Below are 23,113 nucleotides of genomic sequence, written 5' to 3'. Positions count from 1 at the left end.
ACTTATGAGTAATATGTCACTTCCCCAAATCAAACAACGATTTGGAATTATTGGAAATGCTCCTCAGCTAAATAGAGCTTTGGAAGTTGCTATGCAAGTGGCACCAACGGATATTTCAGTACTTGTAACTGGAGAAAGCGGGACAGGTAAAGAGATTATTCCACAAGTTATTCATCAATTGAGTACCCGCAAACACAATGAATATATTGCTGTAAACTGTGGTGCAATTCCAGAAGGAACGATTGATTCGGAATTATTCGGTCACGAAAAAGGATCTTTTACTGGAGCAACAGGAAGCAGACAAGGATATTTTGAAGTAGCAGATGGTGGAACCATTTTCCTCGATGAAGTTGCGGAATTACCCATGCAAACGCAAGTTCGTTTATTACGTGTCTTAGAAACTGGAGAATTTATTCGGGTTGGTTCATCGAAAGTAATTAAAACAAATGTGCGTGTTGTTGCTGCAACCAATGAAAATATGCATCGAGCAATCCAATCAGGAAAGTTTCGGGAAGATTTGCTTTACCGTTTGAGTACCGTTCCAATTCCATTGCCCCCATTACGTCAACGACAAGAAGATATTTATTTACTGTTCCGAAAATTCGCAAGTGACTTCGCGGAAAAATACCGCATGCCAGCAGTGAAATTAACTGGAGATGCTGTGGAAATATTAACCACTTACCATTGGCCAGGAAATATTCGCCAGTTGAAAAATTTGGTGGAACAAATTTCAGTTATTGAGCAAGAACGAGATATTGATGGTCCTCGCTTACAATCTTATTTACCGCAAGCAGAAGAATTTTTTCCAGCTGTGGTTGGTGCACAAGAAACTAAAATTGATGAACGCGAATTGATGTACAAGTTCTTGTTTGACATGAAAAACGACTTGAACGAATTGAAAAAATTGGTTGTCGAACTATTGAACCATCAAGGAGACTTTAGTCTTTCAAATGACCAAGCTGCTGTTGTGAACCGTTTATATCACGATATTAATCTAGGAGACCAGCGCATTTTACCTTCAGCTCCATTGAAGCCTGAAACAGTAAAGCCTGTTGTTTTTGATACTGAGAACTATCAAAACCCTGAAACAGAAGATTACGAGATTCACGAAGAAGTTCAGGAATCGCTGTCATTGGAAGATCGAGAACGAGAATTGATTCAAAAAGCCTTGGATAAACACCGTGGAAGAAGAAAATACGCTGCAGAAGAGTTGGGTATTTCGGAACGAACTTTGTATCGCAAGATTAAAGAATATGACATTCAAGGATGAAAAAACTCGCTTTAGCACTCATTTTACTCATAGGATTAGCCAGTTGTTGGCCGAAAACTTTCATGAGCCCATTTGATACCTCCATGCCTGAAGATTGGAAAACATTCTACATTGCTCCTTTGGAATTAACAGCAACAACAGCTCCATCTAATTATCCAGCAAATTTATCGGAAGCTCTTAGAAGTGGAATTCAAAACAATACGCGCTTAAAACTAGATTCCAATTTGGAAAATGCGAATTTAAAAATCAGCGGAATCGTTTCTGGTTACAACACTTCTCCCATTGCAATTCAACAAGGAGATTTAGCTGCAAAAAACAGATTAACAGTTTCGGTTAATTTCACTATACTTACACCTACAAAAGGCTTGGAAAAAATGGAATTTACCAGTTCGCGCTTTGCAGATTACGAATCCAATGAAAATTTGGTGGATGTAGAAACACGTTTGCTGGAAGCCATCAATCAACAAGTGGTACAGGATGTCATCAATAAACTTTTATCCAACTGGTAATGTTAAATACCGAGCAAATAGCTGAATTTATTGTCAATCCTGACTTGATGCGCCCAGAGGATGTAGATGTACTCCGCACACTTTCTGAAAAACATCCGTATTCATCTGTTTATTCGTTGTTGTATTTACAAGGTGTTTCACGCTTTCAATCTATTCATCTAGACGAAGTTCTTCCAAAGCAAGCTTACAAGTTATCAGATAGAACACGTTTATTTCACTTATTGCACTCCGCATTTAAAGGAGAAGCATTGATCGAAAATTCAACGGAGGAAGTAGTAGCAACAGAAGTTCAATCAAAAACAGAAGTCGTTACTCATGTTACAGAAAAGACATCCGAAGTTTCATCTGACAAAGAGGAAGAACCGACCCAAGAGCCAATTACTGCAATTACTTCAGAGGTGAAAACTGTTCTTGAAGATGCTCCTGAAATAGAATTAATCGAAGAACAAGCTACTAGCCCAGAACCAATTGTTGAGAAAGATATTTTTGATTTTGAAACGGTAGCAGCAACTTTGAGCCAAGATTACTTGACAGTTGAACCCGTTTTGCACGAAATCAATGAAGAACCATCTATCGAATCTCACATTCAAGAGACTTCGATTGAGGAGCCAATTCAGGAAGAGATTCCTGTAATAAAACCAGTTCAAACAGACGAAAAACGTTCTTTCAGCAGTTGGTTAAAAGCAGGTGAGCATGCCAATTCAGGAAGTAAATCATCAGAAATAAAAGAAGTCAAAGCATCGCAACAAGAAATCATTGATAAATTCATTGAAACGAGTCCAAGTATGCCAAGACCTAAAACAGAATTCTATTCTCCTTCTAAAAAAGCAAAAGAAAGTTTGGACGACGAAAAGATTCCTGTTTCTGAAACATTAGCCAAAATATATGCTGCTCAAGGAAATTTTCCGAAAGCAATTCATGTTTATCATCAATTAAGTTTGGCGTTTCCAGAAAAAAAGAGTTTATTTGCACTCCAAATCGAAGAATTAAAGAAAAAAATTACCTCATAAAATGATAGCATTAATTTCAATTTTACTAGTATTAGCAAGTGTTTTATTAATCGTAGTAGTGTTTGTTCAGAACCCAAAAGGAGGAGGTTTATCTTCTGATTTTGGTGCAGCACAACAGATTGGTGGTGTACAACGCACAAATGATTTCATCGAAAAAGCAACTTGGGTTCTTTCAGCAGTAATTCTTGTTGGAAGTATCGCAATGACAACCATGATGAAACCTGCAAAAGCAAAAGTTGATCCGAAAAAAGAACAACAAGGTCCTGGTGGTCAACAAGGAGGAACTGCTCCAGCTGGTGGTGCTCAAAAATAAGATTTTAAAATTTCTATATAAAATGTCAGTATGTCACAACGTACTGACATTTTTTGTTTCTAATCCTCTGTAAAAGGAAAATTTGACACGATTTGAAGAATGGCATAATCTTGGTCATTTTGAATCGTCAAATTTTATCTAAAATTAAAACAACAATATGTCAACAACATTTAAACCCTTAGCGGATAGAGTGCTTATCGAAGCAGCACCTGCAGAGCAAGTAACAGCAAGTGGTATTATTATTCCAGACACAGCAAAAGAGAAACCATTGAAAGGGAAAGTTATCGCTGTTGGAGTTGGAAAAAAAGACGAGCCAATGACTTTAAAAGTAAATGATACAGTTATTTATGGTCAATATTCAGGTACTGAAATTAAAATTGATGGTAACGATTACTTGATCATGAAAGAAGGTGATATCTACGGAATCATCGGATAGAAAAGAGTTCAAAAGGTTCCAACAGTTTAAAGGGTTCAAATTTGAACATTGTACAGAATTTAAATCAGTAAGAAATAAGAAAAAATGGCAAAACAAATATATTTTGACGTAGAAGCTCGCGAGAAGCTTAAAAAAGGAGTTGATGCATTGGCAAATGCAGTGAAAGTAACTCTTGGACCAAAAGGAAGAAACGTTGTAATCGGAAAAAAATTCGGTGCTCCACAAGTAACAAAAGATGGTGTTTCTGTAGCTAAAGAAATTGAACTGGCTGACCCAATTGAAAACATGGGTGCTCAGATGGTGAAAGAAGTAGCTTCAAAAACAGCAGATATCGCTGGAGATGGAACAACAACTGCAACTGTATTGGCTCAGGCAATCATCACTGCAGGATTGAAAAATGTTGCTGCTGGTGCAAACCCAATGGACTTAAAACGCGGAATCGATAAAGCAGTTCTTTCTGTGGTTGCCGATTTGAAAAAAATGTCAAAGGAAGTTGGTTCTGACAATGACAAAATCAAGCAAATTGCTACAATTTCAGCAAACAATGACGATACAATCGGTTCATTAATCGCTGAAGCAATGAAAGTGGTTGGAAACGACGGTGTAATCACTGTTGAAGAAGCAAAAGGAACTGAAACTGATGTGAAAACAGTGGAAGGAATGCAGTTTGACCGTGGATATTTATCTCCTTATTTTGTGACAAACACAGATAAGATGATTGCTGAAATGGAACATCCTTTGATTTTGATTTACGACAAGAAAATCAGCAACATGAAGGAATTGCTTCCAATTTTGGAACCAGTTGTTCAAAATGGAAAATCGTTGATCATTATCGCTGAAGATGTGGATGGTGAAGCATTGACGACTTTGGTGGTAAACCGTTTACGCGGATCATTGAAAATTGCAGCTGTAAAAGCTCCAGGTTTTGGAGATCGGAGAAAAGCTATGTTGGAAGACATCGCAATTTTGACAGGTGGACAAGTCATTACTGAAGAGCGAGGTTTAACATTGGAAAACGCGACGTTAGACATGTTGGGAACTGCTGAAAAAGTAGAAATCGACAAAGACAATACAACGATTATCAACGGAGCTGGTCAAAAAGAGAATATTCAAGCTCGCATTGGTCAAATCAAAGCTCAAATGGAGTCTACAACATCAGATTACGACCGAGAAAAATTGCAAGAGCGTTTAGCTAAATTGGCTGGCGGTGTTGCAGTTTTGTACATTGGTGCTCCAACTGAAGTTGAGATGAAAGAGAAAAAAGACCGTGTAGATGATGCTTTAGCTGCGACAAGAGCTGCTGTGGAAGAAGGAATTGTTCCTGGTGGAGGTGTTGCATTGATTCGTGCAATGGATGCGTTGGAAACATTGACAGGAATAAACGACGATGAAACAACAGGAATTGCAATCGTGAAACGTGCTATTGAAGAGCCATTGCGTCAAATCATTGCCAATGCTGGTGGTGAAGGAGCTGTAGTTGTTCAAAAAGTACGCGAAGGAAAAGGTGATTTCGGATACAATGCTCGCACAGATCAGTACCAAAATTTGTACGAAGCTGGTGTAATTGATCCAACGAAAGTAACACGTATCGCAATCGAAAATGCAGCATCAATCGCAGCGATGTTATTGACTACCGAATGTGTGATTGCAGATGAGCCAGAAGTTGAAGGAGCTCACTCACATGGAATGCCAGGCGGAATGCCAGGAATGATGTAATTTCGACTTCGCTCAATTACCTGGTGTAAATTTCCAGCGAAGTTATTTACTGATTATTTCAAAACATAGAACAACAAAAAAGCGCGGTGAAATTCACCGCGCTTTTTGCTATCCTAATTAGAGTTACTTCTATTACAATTTACCAATAACCATTTTAAAGTCAGATAATCTTGCAGCTACACCTGCTCCGCCACCTCTGTAATCGCAATGCACAAAAACAATTTCAGAACCAACTTTACGAACAACTACCCGATCGTCCTTAATCATGTAATTCATTTTAGTTTCGCTCAAAATCGGTTTTATTAGGTTATCCATTTCTTCCTCCGTAATGTCACGTTCCAATGTTAGAAAGCGCATTCGTTTAAGATCATTGTCATAGAATGCAAAATCCCAAGCAGCATGTTTCTCATGTCCATTTTTAAATTCAATAGTTCCTTCATTATCCAACATAACAACCATCGGAACTGGATTTTTGTCTTTTTTAGACTTTACAAAATTTCCTTGTACAAAAGCCCATTGCTTATTATTTAAGTCCGTATAATCAATAATTGGCAGGGGAATTGGTTTCATTAATGCAACAACTTCTTGTGGAAAATGAATAGTATTTTCTTCTATTTCAGATCCACCCTCTTTTAATCGATACGAACTGCTGTGTAAGGAGAAATTTGGTGTTCCAGTGATCGGCTCAACCCAGCTAAGTCTAACTGCATTCTCGAAATAAGAATAATTCATCGCTACAGAAGCTGCTGGTGCAGCAATTTCTACAGATTGAATTTTTTCCAGTTCCAACGATTTCAAATCCAAACTATACACTTCAAAAATACCCTTAGTCGATTGTCTCAAATCATAATAATAGCCTTCACTACCTCCACTCATTACAGATTTACATTTTCTCAAACCTAAAATCAGTTTGTTTTCATCCTGATTAAGTACTTTAAATTCCACATCGTTGTAAACATCTCTTGTTTCAGGAACCAAATCAATGCATGTATAGAATTCTTCCGTTTTCTTTTCTTTGATATTAATTCTCACAATTTGCAAAAAGGTATAAAGCTTGTCGGATGAAAATTTTTGGTTTGCATGAGACTTTTCTGATCTGGAGACATAACTAGCGTAATAGATTGCATTATAATCATCTATCATCTGAACTCCGGAACTATAGGAATGTACATCACGCGCTTTTGGGGCGGTTCCCGAGCTTGTAACACCTTTCATCTGTTTCAGTGGAACGTCGTAGACTTCATTCGGACCGTCAGACTTCATGTATGTGAATTCTATACTCTCGCCAAAACGATTATAGCGCAAATTTCGGTCGTTAAAATAACCACTCAAGCTCTCTGATGTAGGTGATGTAGAATTTGAAATCGTACTAGGAACGCGTTCAGGCTCTCCTAATTTATTTCCATTTGCATCCAGTTTGAAGATCCTTTTCATATTAGTCAACTGGATAGTTCCATCATTTAAAATATAGACTCCGTCTAGTCCCTCAAATTTACCATTGAAGAGTTCAAGCACATCAATGGTCTTTTGTTGAGCTGCGGCATAAAACACAGAGAGAATGGATAAGATGGTGAAGATTGATTTTTTCATTTTACTTGTTTTTTTTGCAAACATACTCAGATTACTGAAATCGTCAGAATTTTCGAGGTTAAATTTGCACTCCATTTATTCTAACAGTTACAACAATTGATTTGGTGTGTATTTTGAATTCAATAAAAAAGCGCCATGAAATCCAAGGCGCTTTTTTCTGCATTCGTTCATCTTACAATTCAATCTCAATAAATTGCATTAAAAATGTTGCCGGAGCAGCAGCATTCCCAAATCCAGTTTTAAATTCCATGAAATACTTCACTGCAATGAACTTCTTGTTTCCAACTTGTGTGATTGAACAATTTTTGCGAAGATCATACACATTCAGTCCCTTTTCAGCTAGGGGTTTACTTAGTTTAGCAATTAATTCCTGTTGGTCCTGAAATTCGATATCGAATTGATAATAGGCATCTTTTCCAGCATCAAAATAACCTAACCCTTCTTCGCTTCTATCAAAAACATCTGCATTTTGTTCTTTATTGATTAATACGTAAGCTGGTACTGGATCTTTACCTCTTTTGTTCTTAACAAAATCACCCGCAAGAACGCAATACTTATCACCCTTTAAATTCTCATAATCAAATACACCAAAAACCTGCGGTTGAAGAAGAGAAACCACATCAACAGGAAAAACGTAATCAGTCGTTTCAACTTCTCCAGAATCTAAAATCCTGTATGTCTTTCTTTTTAAAGCATATTTATCTGAATTTTCAATATGTTCCGTCCACGATACAGAAAGTGCATTTTTAGTCGTTTCAATCGAAGAGTATACCGAATTTTGAACAGGTTCAATAGTTATTTTCCCAATATTCTTTGTTTCCTTCGTTTTGATATTGTACGTGTACATTTCATAATCCCCTGAATACTTATATCCTCTAATTTGAGGATGGATCAACTTTTTATTGAAATTGGAAACTCCTATTTTAAATTCATCATTTTCGAATCCTAAAATTTCAATCAGCGCTTCAGTATCATTGTCCCTGTTGATTTTAAAAACATCTTTCATTACATACTCCTCATTGATTTCCATTGATTTCAAATTGATATATGTCAATCTTACGAATGAATTATACTTATCCTTTTTAGGCGCTTCAGATTCATGGCTATTCTTTGACATGGAGACATAGCTTCTTGCAATCAGAACATTGTCATCATTAAGAAAATTAATATTTGTACTTATAGCAGGTTTACTGGAATAATAATTAAAATCAGCCTTTTTGTCATCGTATTTATAAACTGAGCCTCTAAGATTCTCCAGTTTCGGAACCCCAACTTCTACAACTTCCGGTTTTTCAGATGAATAGTTCTTAACAAAAACGTAGTTCCCGTCCATCAACAAAAAAAATACATCATTCTGTTGATTATACCCCTGAGCTTGATCCAGATCGTATTTATATTTTTTAGCCGTGATCGGGTTTATTGCACGATGTACTATCTTTCCCTGCGGATTAATTAGTATTAATTCCGAGTCAAAACCAACAAGCATACTTCCGTCCTTTGTCTGGGTCATACTAGGCGCATTGTATTTGCCCTTTCCTAAAAGTTCTTTTACATCAATTACTTGGTTTTGCGAGACAGCTTTTGAAACAGATAGTAGACAGACGATGGTTAGAAAAATAAATTTCATAGTTGTTGTTTTTTAAGTTTTAGATTAATTACCTAAGCAAATATACGAACCAAATCAACAGACTCCTACTAGGATCTATTGACAATAACTAGACTTTAACCTGCGAAATTTAAGATTTCCTAAATTAGTTTCTTTAAGAGCGAAAGTCTGTATCTTTGAAACAACTATAGTCCCGAATAAAAAGTCGGGACTTTCCGATCCTCCTTCCCCATTCTTTAAGTTTGGGATAGACAGGAACGACACTATATAGAAAGGGCAGATATCAATTGACATCTGCCCTTTCAACTATAAATCTCAGTTCGATTACAAAGCAATCACTCCTGTTTTCAGGTAAAGTTCCTTGATCTTTTCCACGTGCCCTGTTTCAACAAGTTTATTGGCCGTTTCAATATGCACATACCTGATTTGATTTTCTACTTTTCTAAATCGTAGGATTCGAGTATGATTCGCTCCCCATTCTATTTCTTTTGGCAATCCAGATAAGTTTTCCAAATCAATCTCTGAGAGATTCTTAATTGTAGGTAAACACATCAACTCATTATCCGCAAGAATGTAGTTTTTGAGCAAATCCCATTTCAACTTATTATTATCAAAGACAGTCAGTTCTAATTGCTCATTCATACTCAAAATTGAAGGATATTCTGGATCACTCACACAAAATTGCTTTTTTCCTTGAAGATCTTTGAAGATTCGAATATTGGGCGTTTGCAATTTCTTCAATTTCAAGCTTTGAATAGGGAAATTCAATTTTACCTCATTTAGATCCTGATCTTTATCTAAAGCAAAAACTCGGGCATGAAAGGAATAATACTTGGCTTCGACTGATTCAGTCCAAGAGAGCATCCATCCATCACTCGTATAACTAAAACTTACTGATGATGCTTTTAATGGCGATTCTACAGAGGTGCTAATCACTTTCTTTTGCGAGAAATCATCTAGATTGACAGACCAAACATCCATGGAAGCATTACAATAATCCACTCCTTTGTAATCACTCAATGTTAATAGTTGCGCATTTCGATCTTTCAAAACGGCTTTACTTAGGCTAAAAAGTAATTCGTGCTTATCATTCAATCCAATGCATTTAAAGTCATACTTATCAAGCACTTCCTTCTTCTTTCCAAAGGTCGAATTAAAGACATCTATTAAAACATATTCGTAAGAAACAGAATAATCCTTTAGGTTTACAATACTCAATCTCAAATAGGTATTCATTCCTTTGGGTTTAAATAAATGGGGATGAGTATTCGTTGAAATCGCAAAATAGGTCTGATAAAGAATGATTTTATCCTCAATAGAAGTAATGATTCCAACATCTGTATGATTTGCAACATTTGAATATTCATCCCAAACACTTTTTACAACATGTGTCTGCTCTTCTAAACGGATTACTTTGTACTCATTCTTTTTATCCGAAAAATATTGCTCTACATGAATCAAGTTATCTTCTAACGTATAGCGAATATTCTTCTTCATATCGTAAGTAGTACATCCACCTGTTTTTTGAGCTGCTGTAGACTTCTCTTCACGAATAACCTGAATCAAATCCTTGTTCAGAATTCCTTGAGCATTGAATTTGAGCCTATAATCTCCATCCGAAATTTGGAACGAACCATCTTCAAAGAGGAACGGATTTAATTGATAAGGGGGCTTCTCTTTGAAATACTCTGAATTTTGCACCCATGGATTTGACTGAGAAAAACAATTATTCCAAAAGAAGCTCAAAAAGAATATTAGTAGGATGCGCATATTTAGGGTTTTTATTTTGTCAAATATAACATTTTAGAAATACCGCTTGGAATAGTTAGTACCTTTGCAAAAAAAACCAAATGGCTGATATTACAGTAACGATTATTGATAGAGAAGGGTTGGTACATGAATTAATTGGTCCAACTGATATGAATATGAATATCATGGAGCTTTGCAAGGCATATGAGCTTCCTGTAAAAGGTGAATGTGGTGGAATGGCTATGTGTGCTACTTGTCAATGTTATTTGGAATCAGAAACTGAATTAGAAGAACAAAGCGATGCTGAATTAGACATGCTCGATCAAGCGTTTTATGTGAAAGGAAACAGCCGTTTGGGTTGTCAAATTCCTATTACGGAAGAAATTGACGGAATTGTACTACGTTTGGCGCCAGAAGCAGAGTAATCTTTGATAATTACGAATTAAAATTTGGATTAAATGTGGTTAATTGTTTTTCCAATTTAACATTTGAATTCATTCGGAACTCGGAATTAGGAATTCGTCATTACAATGTAAAAGTCAATCCTGTTCCGAGACTAAAGATTCCTAATTGTCTTCGAAGATTGATCTTAGACCAAGTTTCTCTCGGTGAAAACCAATACTCAGATTCTTCCATTCTGCGGTATTTCTTTTTGCCAAATTGCAGAGCGTATTGATACCGAAATCCAATATGGAATAAAACCCGTTTGTTGATGGCGTAGTTCATCCGAAATCCATACATGAAGACCATTCCTTGGAAATCATCTCCTTTTGGATCGATTAATTGCTCTTTTACGGACGTTTGCAACCCACTGAATTCTGAATCCAATGCAATGTCCAAGTCTTTATTTGGCAGTTGAATCAAAGAATACCCAATTCCAATCTCACTGGCAAAACCACAAGGGATTCTACCGTCATTCAAGGCAATTAAGACCCGTGGCATAAAAACAGTTTCTCGAATAGGAAGATAGCTAACTTTTGCAGGCAAATACTGAGAAATCAAGGATCCGCTTGAATCTTTGAAACTTCTCGTAATCTCATCTATCGCTTCTAGATTGACTGCATAAAATCGTTGTGAAAATTCCAATCCAAATCCTACTCTTTCTGTAATTGCAATATTTAGACTCGCTCTGTAAGCCAAATCAATCAAATTAAAGGATCTCTTTGGAGAACCATTATGAAAAGTATATCCTTTTCGCTCACCAAAAATTGCTTGTAGGACCGGAATTTGACCTTGACCATCAATTTCCAAAAAAACGCGCTTCCCATAATAGCCAACTTCTTGCGCATTTGAGCACAAACAAAAAAACAACAAACAAACAAGTAATCCTCTTTTAATTCGCATTCTTTACTTGTTTTAATTGATGAAATAGTGCATTCAGTCGAGACCCGATAATATGTTTACTAGCAGGTTCATTTGCAAAATAAGACCGATCCAAAATCAATTCACCCGATTTCAAATCCAAAATATAGAATTGCCAATCAGAATAATGTCCAGAAAGGAGTTCTATGGGGAAATAAAACAATCCAACAGGCAAAAGAACTGTAAACAAAGCAATATTCCCAAAATACAAATCAGGCTTGTAGGTATGCTGATATTCCATAAACAGCAACTTTTCGGTGCCGTAAGTTTTTCTGATTTCATTTAACTGCACTACATCCATTACAAAATAATCGTTTTTATAGTCGCTTATTGCTCGCGTTAAACTCCGTTGAATAGCTGCATAATTGTTCCAATCTGAAGCTTTCAAAGTATCTAATTGTTGTAAGCTCAGGTTACGGACATGAATATCCTGATCTTCTGCATTATCGGAAACCTCTCTAAAAATCAAGTCCTTTGTTTTGAAAGTCTTATACACATCAATTTCTGAAAATTTCTTTGTTTCAAAAATAGCTGGTTGAAACAGAAGCATAGAATCTATTTTTAGATGCAGTTCTTCATTGTACTTTGAAACATTCAAATTCGCTTGCTCGTAGTCTGTCATTAAATTGAAATTATCATCGTCTTTTTCGATCAAATTTCTCTTCGCATTTAGCAGACGGATCTTTTTTAAGAACGAACTATCTTTTATAATATCCGAAATTCCATACATGTAGAACTTAGTAGAATCAATACCAAAATCCTCTGTCATTCCTTTCGACTGATTTTCGATCACTGCATATTTATCCCATTCTTCTCTAATGAATTTTGCTTTAGCAGAAGAATCACTTTTAATTTCATTCAAAAATGCTACCGTTTTCGAAAAGCTTTTATCTGAATAATTCGAAATCGAAAAGTCATTGCTTTTCACCAAAATACTCAATGCCGTTTCTAAGCATTTTTTAGCAACCAAATCAGTAGTGTCTTTGTTATAAGCATCATAAATAATCCTTAAACCCATTGTCAGTTTCCCCGCTTTTGGAAGCGCAGTAATAAGCTGATTCAGAACTGAAATTTGTCCTTCATAATACTTTGGTCTTTTGCGGTTTGCAATCGAAACGTATGCTTCTTGTTTGATAGTAGTTTTCATCACATCCAACCATGCTTGTGACTTACATTTTTTTAGAAACTTAGAATTCGGATATTTTTTTTCAAGGATATAAATGGCATACAATGCTTCTATCGGTTCTTCTGAATACACTTTGTTCAATACATATTCAAATCTTGATATATCACGGATGAAAAAAAAGCTTGTACTGTCTTCAAATAATTTTTCGCTATTCCAATTCTTAAAATTACTGACTTGATTAGAAACCTGTTCTTTGCGCTTTGCCAAGTTAGGATGCGACATCAAATAATCATTGTATTTGAACTTGGCAGAAATTTCATTTTTCTTGAATTCAAAAAACAACTCTGGAACATACATTTCATCGGTGTTGAAATATGCTTTATCTAACTTCAATTCTTCGAAAGGCAAGTATGAATAAAGCAAAACATCGAATGTTTTATTGATTTCATTCGCTTTGTACCCAGCATCGTGAACCATTTTAACTGCAATTCGATCAGCTTCCAATTCATTTTCTCGTGAATAGTTACTTAAGAATCGCGCTTTTTCATTGTATGAATAAAATTTCTCTTTCGTTGCATATTGATAAAAATCCAATACATGATGTTCCATGTAATGAACAATTTCATGAGATAGAACAAATGCCAATTGAGCTTCCGAAGTTAATTGAGCCAACAAACCAGTTGTTACGAAAACAATTCCTTGCCTCGTTGAAAAAGCATTTGCATCCGTAGAATTGTAGCAGTAAAAACGCAATTTCCCTTTTAAGTCCACATTGGATTCAATTAAACGATCACCCAATTTTTGAAGGTAAATACTAATCGTATCTCCAAAAGTCACATTTCCAGAATGAAGTACTTCATCAATCGAATAATTGATTTGCTCTACGAAAAATTGACGTTTTTTGGATGAAAGTGATTTCAAATCGGATTGATTGTCCTGTTTGATTTTAGTCAATGTGCTAACCGAAAAGTCTGCAGGAACCATTCCCTTACTGCATAAAGGCTGATAGTGATTAAAGGAGGTTTGTGCAATTGATTGAGAGATGCCAATCAACAAGAAGAAAATGAGTATTAATTGATTTCTTACCATTTACTATTTTCTGGAAGGATACAAACTGGAATAGGTTCCATTTTGTGCTTATTCGCCTTATTGAGTTTCTGGAAAATTTCCAAAACGTCTTTTTGTCTTTCATTCAAAATTTCTGGGTTACCAGTAAAATCCATAGCCCATTCCAATTCTGGATAGGTTGCTCCTATTTGGTCTTCATCTGACCTCCCATCTTCCCACAAACCATCCGTTGGTTTTGCGGTTAAAATAGATGGGACAATATTCAAAGAACCTGCTAACTCGAAAACTTCTGTTTTTGTTAAATCCGCAATTGGACTTAAATCTACACCTCCATCCCCATACTTTGTAAAGAAGCCAACTCCAAAATCTTCAATTTTATTTCCTGTTCCTGCAACAAGCAAACCATGTGTTTGACCCAAAGCATACAAGGTGGTCATTCTCAATCGCGCTCTTGAATTAGCCATTGCTAGATGATTTTCAACCGTTTGAACTGGAAATATTTTCTCTAACTGGAAAAAAGCATCCGTTAAATCAATTGTCTGAGCTTCCACATTTGAAAAATGAGTCTGTAACCAATCAATGTGTTCTGTAGCGCGTGTAAACTCAGCTTTGGTTTGACGAATTGGCATGTTTAACACCAAAACCTTCATTCCCGTTTTCGCACAAAGAGCAGATGTTACTGCGCTGTCAACACCTCCAGAAATTCCCACAACAAATCCGTTTACTCCTGCAGTTACTGCATATTGTTTCAACCAATTTGAAATATAATCAATTACTTCTAATTCTTTTTCCATAAATCTCGATAGTAAAAATAAAAAAAAATCCCGTCTCTGCTAAGCCTAGACGGGATTCTAATTTCTAATTTCTGTTAATTAGAACAGAATACCAATTTTCAAACAAAGTTGCGTTTGATTTGCTTTAATTCTAAAGTAATCATTCGTTGTATTTGAATCCACGCGGTTAAACATGGTCATATTATCTTCTTTTTTGTCTTTACTAACATGCATTGGAGTTAAACCATAGTAGAACCCAATTTCAGCAAATAACAAGGTGTTTCCTGTAAAATTCCACTGAGCACCACCTGCAATTCCTAAAGCACTTCGGATAATAAAAGCATCATTCCCATAAGGAACTTTCATTCCCTCATTCTCCTTAGGAGCCGCTGTAAAAGTAGATCCGGGAGCTTCAATTAAAGCTACATCATTCGTGGAAAATACATTCCCCACATCATTCATAGCTGATTTTACCAAAAAGCTTGTTCTAGCGCCGAATTTTCCATAGTAACGGAAATCTCCAATTGCATTTGTACGAAACATAAGCATCAATGGAATTGTTGCATAAATGTTTTTATACTTTCTTCCCGTTAATTCAAATAAATCTTCACCACCCTGAAGCTCATTCTTTTTAGAAATTTTCTTATCACTATAGTTATAATAAGTGCTTTTTGAATCAACAAAACTATACTTAAACGATTCAAAATCAAACTCAACCCCAGTTGAAAGACCGATGTTTTCATTGAAATTAAAATTGACATTCAACCCAATCATATTCTGAGCTCCAACTCCATCACGTTCAATTACGTTTGTTCCCGGTTTGTTGAAATTCATTCCAAATTGATATGCAATACCAACGTTTGCTTTTTTATCTGTACCAGTTTCTTGAGCAAAAACCAAAGCTGAAAAACTTACAGCCAAACATGTTACTATTAATCTTTTCATAAGTTATATAAAAGTGGGTCAAATATAGTTTCTTTAGTTGAAATTAGAATGATTATTTTTGAGCAATCTAAAATTTATGAGAAAAATTCAATTCTTATCTTGCTTCATGATACTGCTTCTAGCTATCCAATCATGTTCTAGCGACGCACTTGACGTAGATATTTCAGCTAGCAGCTACAACTTGTCAAGTATCCAATTAGACAGTATTCTCCAAAACACAAAAGAACAGAATCTGGAGAAAGAACTAAATCAGTTATCTCAAGAAATTCCAGAAATCATTGACTACGAATTTTACTATTGTTACAAAACTGGTCTACCGAAAGACAGTGCTTTTAGTGCAAATTGGACTGATTTCTCCAACAGTCCTTATTACAAACGTCTTTCAAAAAGAATTACGGAGAAATTTCCACATGTTTCATCGTCAACAAAAACGATTGAAGATGGATTCAAACGTTTACAAGTTCATTTACCGAGTGTAAAGCTTCCAAAAACAATCGTTTATATGAATTCTTATTTTTCTTCAAGTGTTTATTGCACAGAAAATGAATTGGCTATTGGCTTGGAGCGGTATTTGGGGGCTAAAACAGATGTCATCAAAGAGTTGCCTTCTGATGTTTTCTACGAATGGATCAAAGAAGCTATGGAACCTGAATACATGGAGCGAGATGCTGTGTGTGCTTGGATTTTGACACATATCTGTGAGCCAGGAAAAGATCACAATAATATCCAAGCAATGATTCAATGGGGGAAAATTCTTTACTTAACGAGAGCTTCCATCCCACAACAAGACGAGCGAATTCTTTTGCGCTACAACGCTTCCGACTATCAATGGGCGATTACTAACGAGCGAAGTATATGGGAGCACATTGTAAAGCAAAATATGCTTTTTACAAAAAGTGAAAAAGATCAAGCAGCATTTTTACAAGAAGGTCCATTTACATCCGGATTATCTCAAAAAGGCCCAGATCGTTTGGGACAATTTTTAGGTTATCGAATTGTTTGTAGTTATATGGAGCAAACTAATGTAACTTTGCAGCAACTTCTTGACAAAAGCTACAACGAAATTTTAGCAGAATACGAAATAAACGATTAAAAATGGAAGAAATAGTAAGCAAACAATCTGCAATTACCGTAAAAATTGGGCTGAATGCCAATAACCTACCTTTAGAAATGCATTGGTCTGCCGACGACGGTGGAATTAAAGATTCTCCCGCAAAAGCAGTAATGCTCTCCTTATGGAATCCGGAAGACAATAATACCATGAAAATTGATCTTTGGACAAAAGACATGTCAGTAGAAGAGATGAAACAGTTTTTTCATCAAACCTTACTTACAATGGCAGATACGTTTGAAAAAGCAACAGGGGAAAACCTAATTGCTGAAGATTTAAGAGATTATTGTTACCACTTCGCTGAGAAGATGGATATTATGCCAGAGAAATAAATGAAATTGTAATAAACAAAATGGGCGTCCTGGTTAAACCGGGACGCCCATTTTGTTTTCATATAATCATGTCATGTAGGCACGCGACGCATCGCGTGCCTACATGTTTTATATCGGATCGTTTTTACTTCACCAAAGTCATTTCGTCTACCAAATTTTTAGCTCCGCAATAAATATCCATTACCCACATCACATAACGGATATCCACCACTATATTTCTACAACGGTTCGGGTCAAAGTAAAAGTCACTCATGGTGCTTTCCCAACTGCGATCAAAATTCAATCCCATTAAATTTCCGTTTGCATCCAAAACTGGTGAACCTGAGTTACCCCCTGTCGTGTGATTGGAACCTGTGAAACACACCCACAACTCATCATCTTGAGCGTAATCTCCGTAATTTTTTGCTTTGTACAAATCAATCATTTTTGGATCCAAATCGAAATCCGGATTCCCTGTATTATACTTATCAATCATTCCCTTCAAGGTTGTATGCTCTGTATATGCCATACCGTCAACAGGAGCTGAACCTTCCAACTGCCCATAAGTTACGCGCAATGTCGAATTTGCATCTGGCCAGTTTTTCCCGTCAGGAAACATTTTCAGTTTTCCTTCTACGAAATCTTTCAACAAAGCATCCATTTCCATATTGTAATCAGTAGCTCCTGTCGCGATTTCATTGCGCATCAAAGAGAAACTCTCAACAAACAATTTGTAGCCTGGATCTTTCGCTAATTTGGAAAATGATTTTTCTGTCAGCTTATTCAGGAATCCGACAAACTTTTCTTTGTTTACCAAAATTGATTTGGAATAGATTGCTTCAGTCAATTTTGGATTAGTTAAAGAAGGAATTACAAAACGTTTGTCTAAATAATTTTTAAACGTTGGTGTTAGTGCATCAAATATTCCTTTATCCACATTTACATCGTAGTTTTTAAAGAATCCTTCAGCTCCTTTGATTATTGATTGAACCTTTGCGTCCAATTCTCCACTCTCACGATACTTTCCATAAAAACGTTCCAAATCTTCCATGCTTCTAGCTAAACGGAAAAATTCAGGACCTACAAACAAGTACTCTACGAAGAGTGTGTAATTGTATTCATACACGCTTTTTTCATCAACCAATTTATTCATCCGATCGATCAATGGAGCATAGCGATTCCATTCTTCTTTCGAATTTGCTTTCGCAATATATTCTGCTTCAAACTTTTTCTTTAATGAAACCGCATCTAATTGTTTTAGACCATCAATTTGACCAATGTATTTTTTCCATGCGTTTGCAATACGAGCTTGTTTAGCCATATATTGAATACGCGTTGCATCTGATTTTTTCATTGCTTCATTGATTACAGCTAAACTTTTTGTTCGCATATCAATTTCCATCGGTCTTTGCTTCTCCACATAGTATTTCAAATTTCCAGAAGTCAAATGTTGTTCTGTTTGCCCCGGAAATCCATAAACCATCGTAAAATCACCTTTCTTACGATCATTAAATGCAATTTTTAAGTGCTTGATAGGCTCATAAGGAACGTTTTCAACGTTGTACTCAGCCGGCTTGTTATCTTTTCCGGCATAAACACGGAACACCGAAAAATCTCCTGTATGTCTTGGCCAAACCCAGTTATCTGTATCACCACCAAATTTACCAATGGAGCTTGGAGGAGCACCAACTAGTCGAACATCTGTAAAAACCTCTTTAACCATTAAATAAAAACTATTCCCATAATCAAAAGCTTGAATATCTCCTTGATAATGCGTACCTCTTGTAGCATCTTCAATCAATTTTTTCATGTTTCTTTTTAGAACCTCAGCAATCTTATTTCCATCTTCTAAACCTTGAATTCCAAACATCATAGAGGCAGTTACATCTTCTATTCGAACAATCCGTGTAGCTGTAAGTCCTGCATTTGGTAGTTCATCCGTAAAATTTTTCGCCCAAAATCCATTTTTCAAATAATCGTGTTCGGTGGATGAATGTCTTTGAACGGCATCCAAGCCACAATGGTGATTGGTTAGCATTAACCCTTTATCAGATACTAATTCGGCAGTACAACCTCCACCAAAATGCATAATTGCATCTTTCAATGATGCATTATTCACTGAATAAATATCAGCTGCCGAAAGTTTCATTCCTTTTGCCTTCATATCAGACTCAAAAGCTTGAAGCAAGGAAGGGATAAGCATTCCCTCTTCTGCATGAAGAGTAAAGCCTAATAAGACAATAAAACCAACCAAACAATTTTTCATAATCACAATTTTGCTCAAATATACCAATACCCTGCCAAAACAAGTTGTTCAATTCAACCCTTTTTCGCATTTTTGCTTTGTGGAATTTATCAGTTTAATTTTTAGGCTAGGTGTTATTTTAGCCATCTTCAGTTTTATCTGGGGAATCTTAAAATTCGGTTTAGTATTGCTTAGAGGAGGTGTGCCTATGTCATACCCACTTAGTGTCGCTTTAAAAACCGTTCAATATTTGTTGATTGCGGATGTCGCGATTTTGTTTTGCACAGATGATCCTAAGGGAAATTTTTCTTCCGCAATAACCGTTGGATTCATTGTTTTGATGTATTTCATCGGAAAAGTTCAGAATATGCAATTCAAATCTATGATGTCTATTCAAATTCAAGGAAGAGTTCCAACAGAAGGTCCTAAGCCAAAAATGGCTCTTGAATTTGGAATTGTAGCATTGGCAATGGCTGTTTTTGGATTCTTGTTGTGGAAACCCGAGTTTGCAGAAAACAGCGTTTCTCATTGGTTCTATTCGAATATCATTGACATAGAGAAAACTCCGATCTTTGGATTTATTTTTAAAATAGTTGGATTCTTTTTCACAATAACAATGCTTTTACGTATGCTCAATGCATTAAGTATGATTTTTTCGGGACAGGCTCTTGGAAGAAGAAATAACAACGATTGCAACAATCGAAATGATGGTAACAACCAATCCAATCACTTTGATGATTACGAAGAAGTGGACTGATTTTTAAATTCTCTTGAGTAAATCAAGTATCTGAGGTACTAAAAACACATCTCCATTGTTGTATATGACAAAAGGCGTTAACTTCTTTTTTTCTTCTTCTAACATCTGAGAATTGAATCGCCCTCGAATTTCTTTTTCAGAGAGATTATCTCGCAACTTGATTCGTTCTAATCGCACTTTTTCAGATGCTGTAACAAGAATCACTCCATCAAACGCTTTATAATTTCCTGTTTCAAATAAAAGTGCTGATTCTTGAAAGACCAAATGTGAAACTTGATTTTCTGTCCATCTTTTAAAATCTGCTCGAACAGCAGGATGAACAATTTGATTCATTTGGATGCGCTTTGAATCATCCTGAAAAATTTGACTAGCGATAAAGGGTCGATTTAGCTCCTTGTTTAAATAAGCTTGGTTGCCAAATAGACTTGTCAATTGTTGGATGATTTTTTGATCCTCATGCATGATTTCTTTTGCACGCTGATCAGATGAGTAAACAGGATACCCTATGAGTTGCAGAATTTTAGACACAACTGATTTACCAGAGCCTATTCCTCCTGTTATACCGATAACTTTTGTCATAAAAAATCCTCCGTAAAAAACGGAGGATCGATTTAAATTTCTTCTACTTCAATGATTTTGAAAGGCAAACTGATGATAGCTTGGTAATCTTGACCAGCTTCTTCCATATCTTCATCATCTTCTTCAAAATACCAATTTACAGTCACGTTTGTTTTGGAACCAGAAATCGCTTCTAATTTTTTAAACAAATCCAAAATACATTTAGACGACGAAGTATTGAAATATTCCAACTTCACATCGACAGATGTTTCCGCAATCGGTTCTTTACCATAAGCATCAATCCAATCATTTAGTGGTTTGTAAAATTCAACTGAGTTTTCAGGGATAGAACGACCTTTCAACTCAAGTTTTCCTGAAATTGCATCAAAATGGATTGAAGGTGTTTTAGCAGAACCTTCTAGGTGTAAATTTTCCATATTCTTTATTAATCAATTTTAATATTCAAGCAGAAAAAACTATTCTCATCAGTAATTGGCAAAAACTGATAATCGAGTTTGTTTCCTGACTTTCTTGCTATATCAATCATACCGAGTCCAGCTGTTCCTTTTTCAGATAAAGTACCATTACTTAAGACATCTTGGTAATATTTTTTTAATTCTTCTTTGTCCATTCCATTAATGACATCTATGCGTCTCTGTAATTCAGTTGCGCTTTCGACATCAATATAATTCCCCGTACGAATGACAAAATGATCATCTTTCTTGGCAATCATGAACAAAGCAGATTTCGCTTCTATCCGAAGCATATTTCGTTCACGATCTTCATTTGAATCTATGTGATGATAGAGATTTTGCAAACATTCTACCAAAACATTGAAAACTTTCTTTTTCAATTTTGGAGATTCATCCATGTAGTCCATTTTAGATTCCATGATTGAAAGAACAGATGACAACAAATCTGAGGTCACCACACCCTTAAATGATAACAAGATGTTTTCCCGCTCCATTGTTTGGTATAGTTCGTAGATATCGTTTTTTATCATTGTCAGTTTTCGAAGTGGAACAAATATAATAATCCTATCGAACTAAATAAGCTATTCGACGAAAAAAATGATCAAATGGTAGAATTTATCATTGGAATTCACCAACTGAGTACCTACCTAACTTTGACACCATAATTGTTGTTTATTAGATGGGTTTTTGTACTTTTGCAACAATGATGCGTTTAGAGAAGCAAAAAGAATGGTTTTCAACCTGGTTTGACTCCCCATTTTACCATGTATTGTATGATGAAAGGAATGATGATGAGGCAAATGAGTTTCTATCCAACTTGGTTGCATACTTAAAACCTGCACAAAACTCAACGGCTTTAGATTTAGCTTGTGGTGCTGGTAGACATTCCAGAGCCTTGGCTTCTCACGGTTTACATGTTTCCGGTTGTGATTTATCTCCAAACAGCATTGAAGAAGCAAAACGCGTTTCAGATTCCAGTCTCACTTTTTTCGTTCATGATATGCGTGAAAAACTGGATAATCAGTATCAATACGTTTTCAATTTATTTACCAGTTTTGGATATTTTGAAGACATCAGCCAGAATGCACTAGTACTAAAAAGCATCTATGATTCATTAGTGGAACCTGGAATTTTGGTCATTGATTTCATGAATGCACAAAAAGTTATTCAAAATTTGCGTTTTCGGCAAGAAATCAGAAAAGGTGACATTCTATTTCATATCAAGAAAGAGGTTGTGAATGGTCGTATTATTAAATCCATTGCTTTTGAGGCTAATGGGAATTCCTATTTTTTCCAAGAAAAAGTTCAGGCACTGGAGCTTTCTGATTTTGAGAAATTAATTACCGAATCGAATTTTGAAATTGAAAGAATCGCTGGAAACTATCAATTAGATTCTTTTGATTCTGAAAACTCTGACCGTTTAATTTTAATTTGTAAAAAGAAATGAGTGAATTAATACTGATTATTTTTTTCCTCATCCTTTCAGTTGTTGTTGGAGGACTTTTAGTTGTCTTTTTGGAAAAGAAAAACCAAGCGGCATTTATCAAACTATCATTGGCATTTAGTGGCGGATTTCTACTTGCTATCGCATTCATTCATTTTTTACCCGAATTATACGCCGAACAGCATACAAAAATTGGAATCTGGGTACTTGTAGGCTTTTTAGTTCAACTTTTCTTGGAATATTTTTCTGGTGGAATCGAACATGGGCACATTCATGCTCACGCAAACAAGAAAATTCCATACGGCTTATTGATTTCTTTGAGTATCCACTCATTTATTGAAGGAATTCCTTTGGCAAATAATGCTTTACACAATCATAATCACGAGCATTTGGTTGGGAACCATCAAAATTCACTGCTACTTGGAATCATTTTGCATCAGCTTCCTGTGGCTATTGCTTTGATGACTTTATTGCGTAAATCTTTAATTAAATCAAGTACTTCTTGGCTACTACTGATCATTTTTGGAATGATGACTCCACTCGGATTAATTTTTGGAAAATTCATTCCAATGAGCGATAGTGTTCCAATTATGGATATTCTATTAGCAATTGTAGTGGGAATGTTCTTACATATTTCAACTACCATCATTTTTGAAACAAACGAAAATCACCGATTCAATCTCGCTAAGTTAACTGCCATATTGTTAGGTGTTGGATTAAGCATTGGATTGATCTAAAAGG

The 23,113-nt window shown here is 35.7% G+C and carries 23 protein-coding genes; 12 read left to right on the top strand and 11 right to left on the bottom strand.

Going from position 1 to position 23,113, the window contains the following annotated elements:
• Positions 1-4: 4 nt before the first annotated feature.
• The 6 genes from FLUTA_RS11435 to groL all read left to right on the top strand — a co-directional run bounded on the left by FLUTA_RS11435 (position 5) and on the right by groL (position 5,254).
• Entirely contained in the window at positions 5-1,270 is a 1,266-nt protein-coding gene (locus FLUTA_RS11435; RefSeq protein WP_013687039.1) for a sigma-54 interaction domain-containing protein, read from the top strand.
• Positions 1,267-1,779, top strand: coding sequence for an LPS assembly lipoprotein LptE (gene lptE / locus FLUTA_RS11430; protein ID WP_013687038.1), 513 nt, complete (start codon positions 1,267-1,269; stop codon positions 1,777-1,779). The genes FLUTA_RS11435 and lptE overlap by 4 nt, the downstream gene beginning before the upstream one ends.
• Positions 1,779-2,789 (top strand): hypothetical protein, encoded by a 1,011-nt coding sequence (locus FLUTA_RS11425; protein ID WP_013687037.1) that lies wholly within the window; start codon positions 1,779-1,781, stop codon positions 2,787-2,789. The genes lptE and FLUTA_RS11425 overlap by 1 nt, the downstream gene beginning before the upstream one ends.
• 1 nt (position 2,790) lies before the next feature.
• Positions 2,791-3,102, top strand: a complete 312-nt coding sequence (gene secG / locus FLUTA_RS11420; RefSeq protein WP_013687036.1) for a preprotein translocase subunit SecG — start codon at positions 2,791-2,793, stop codon at positions 3,100-3,102.
• 157 nt (positions 3,103-3,259) lie between these two features.
• A complete protein-coding gene (locus FLUTA_RS11415) occupies positions 3,260-3,538 on the top strand; it encodes a co-chaperone GroES (RefSeq protein WP_013687035.1) in 279 nt (92 codons plus the stop codon).
• Between the two features lie 84 nt (positions 3,539-3,622).
• Positions 3,623-5,254 (top strand): chaperonin GroEL, encoded by a 1,632-nt coding sequence (gene groL, locus FLUTA_RS11410; protein ID WP_013687034.1) that lies wholly within the window; start codon positions 3,623-3,625, stop codon positions 5,252-5,254.
• Positions 5,255-5,386: 132 nt separating this feature from the next.
• On the opposite strand, the gene FLUTA_RS11405 is transcribed toward groL, so the two are convergent.
• The 3 genes from FLUTA_RS11405 to FLUTA_RS11395 form a co-directional block, all read right to left on the bottom strand.
• The gene (locus tag FLUTA_RS11405) at positions 5,387-6,844 is read right to left on the bottom strand and encodes a hypothetical protein (RefSeq protein ID WP_148235434.1); all 1,458 of its coding nucleotides are present in this window, start codon (positions 6,842-6,844) and stop codon (positions 5,387-5,389) included.
• 172 nt (positions 6,845-7,016) lie between these two features.
• The gene (locus FLUTA_RS11400; RefSeq protein WP_013687032.1) at positions 7,017-8,471 is read right to left on the bottom strand and encodes a hypothetical protein; all 1,455 of its coding nucleotides are present in this window, start codon (positions 8,469-8,471) and stop codon (positions 7,017-7,019) included.
• Positions 8,472-8,774: 303 nt separating this feature from the next.
• Positions 8,775-10,220 (bottom strand): hypothetical protein, encoded by a 1,446-nt coding sequence (locus FLUTA_RS11395; protein ID WP_013687031.1) that lies wholly within the window; start codon positions 10,218-10,220, stop codon positions 8,775-8,777.
• Positions 10,221-10,300: 80 nt separating this feature from the next.
• Here FLUTA_RS11395 and FLUTA_RS11390 point away from each other — a divergent pair, with 80 nt between their 5' ends.
• Positions 10,301-10,624, top strand: a complete 324-nt coding sequence (locus FLUTA_RS11390; RefSeq protein WP_013687030.1) for a 2Fe-2S iron-sulfur cluster-binding protein — start codon at positions 10,301-10,303, stop codon at positions 10,622-10,624.
• Positions 10,625-10,724: 100 nt separating this feature from the next.
• On the opposite strand, the gene FLUTA_RS11385 is transcribed toward FLUTA_RS11390, so the two are convergent.
• From FLUTA_RS11385 to FLUTA_RS11370, 4 genes are all read right to left on the bottom strand, one after another.
• The gene (locus FLUTA_RS11385) at positions 10,725-11,543 is read right to left on the bottom strand and encodes a hypothetical protein (protein ID WP_013687029.1); all 819 of its coding nucleotides are present in this window, start codon (positions 11,541-11,543) and stop codon (positions 10,725-10,727) included.
• Complete coding sequence (locus FLUTA_RS11380; protein WP_013687028.1) at positions 11,533-13,776, bottom strand: M48 family metallopeptidase; 2,244 nt, start codon at positions 13,774-13,776, stop codon at positions 11,533-11,535. Before FLUTA_RS11380 ends, FLUTA_RS11385 begins: the two co-directional genes overlap by 11 nt.
• Positions 13,770-14,549: an NAD(+) synthase gene (gene nadE / locus FLUTA_RS11375; protein WP_013687027.1), complete on the bottom strand. Its 780-nt coding sequence runs from the start codon at positions 14,547-14,549 to the stop codon at positions 13,770-13,772. The genes FLUTA_RS11380 and nadE overlap by 7 nt, the downstream gene beginning before the upstream one ends.
• Positions 14,550-14,627: 78 nt before the next feature.
• Positions 14,628-15,473, bottom strand: coding sequence for an outer membrane beta-barrel protein (locus tag FLUTA_RS11370; protein WP_013687026.1), 846 nt, complete (start codon positions 15,471-15,473; stop codon positions 14,628-14,630).
• A gap of 76 nt (positions 15,474-15,549) precedes the next feature.
• Here FLUTA_RS11370 and gldB point away from each other — a divergent pair, with 76 nt between their 5' ends.
• Together gldB and gldC are read left to right on the top strand one after the other, a co-directional pair.
• Complete coding sequence (gene gldB, locus FLUTA_RS11365; RefSeq protein ID WP_013687025.1) at positions 15,550-16,566, top strand: gliding motility lipoprotein GldB; 1,017 nt, start codon at positions 15,550-15,552, stop codon at positions 16,564-16,566.
• A 2-nt stretch (positions 16,567-16,568) separates the two neighbouring features.
• A complete protein-coding gene (gldC, locus tag FLUTA_RS11360; protein WP_013687024.1) occupies positions 16,569-16,916 on the top strand; it encodes a gliding motility protein GldC in 348 nt (115 codons plus the stop codon).
• A gap of 124 nt (positions 16,917-17,040) precedes the next feature.
• Here gldC and FLUTA_RS11355 read toward each other — a convergent pair whose 3' ends face one another.
• Positions 17,041-19,161, bottom strand: coding sequence for a S46 family peptidase (locus tag FLUTA_RS11355; protein ID WP_013687023.1), 2,121 nt, complete (start codon positions 19,159-19,161; stop codon positions 17,041-17,043).
• Positions 19,162-19,348: 187 nt separating this feature from the next.
• Here FLUTA_RS11355 and FLUTA_RS11350 point away from each other — a divergent pair, with 187 nt between their 5' ends.
• Entirely contained in the window at positions 19,349-19,897 is a 549-nt protein-coding gene (locus tag FLUTA_RS11350) for a hypothetical protein (RefSeq protein WP_148235433.1), read from the top strand.
• Positions 19,898-19,900: 3 nt separating this feature from the next.
• Here the strand turns inward: FLUTA_RS11350 and coaE are convergent, their stop codons facing one another.
• The 3 genes from coaE to FLUTA_RS11335 are packed head-to-tail and all read right to left on the bottom strand — an operon-like array spanning position 19,901 to position 21,458.
• A complete protein-coding gene (gene coaE / locus FLUTA_RS11345; RefSeq protein ID WP_013687021.1) occupies positions 19,901-20,476 on the bottom strand; it encodes a dephospho-CoA kinase in 576 nt (191 codons plus the stop codon).
• Between the two features lie 32 nt (positions 20,477-20,508).
• Positions 20,509-20,892 (bottom strand): DUF1987 domain-containing protein, encoded by a 384-nt coding sequence (locus tag FLUTA_RS11340; RefSeq protein ID WP_013687020.1) that lies wholly within the window; start codon positions 20,890-20,892, stop codon positions 20,509-20,511.
• Between the two features lie 8 nt (positions 20,893-20,900).
• Positions 20,901-21,458: a SiaB family protein kinase gene (locus FLUTA_RS11335; protein WP_013687019.1), complete on the bottom strand. Its 558-nt coding sequence runs from the start codon at positions 21,456-21,458 to the stop codon at positions 20,901-20,903.
• A gap of 149 nt (positions 21,459-21,607) precedes the next feature.
• Between FLUTA_RS11335 and FLUTA_RS11330 the strand changes: the two genes are divergently transcribed.
• Both FLUTA_RS11330 and FLUTA_RS11325 read left to right on the top strand, forming a co-directional pair.
• Positions 21,608-22,375, top strand: a complete 768-nt coding sequence (locus tag FLUTA_RS11330) for a class I SAM-dependent methyltransferase (protein WP_013687018.1) — start codon at positions 21,608-21,610, stop codon at positions 22,373-22,375.
• Positions 22,372-23,109, top strand: a complete 738-nt coding sequence (locus FLUTA_RS11325; protein WP_013687017.1) for a ZIP family metal transporter — start codon at positions 22,372-22,374, stop codon at positions 23,107-23,109. Before FLUTA_RS11330 ends, FLUTA_RS11325 begins: the two co-directional genes overlap by 4 nt.
• Positions 23,110-23,113 lie beyond the last annotated feature (4 nt).

It is taken from the genome of Fluviicola taffensis DSM 16823 (assembly GCF_000194605.1).
Taxonomy (GTDB): Bacteria; Bacteroidota; Bacteroidia; order Flavobacteriales_D; family Crocinitomicaceae; genus Fluviicola; species Fluviicola taffensis.
This window is presented reverse-complemented; position numbering and strand designations above follow the sequence as displayed.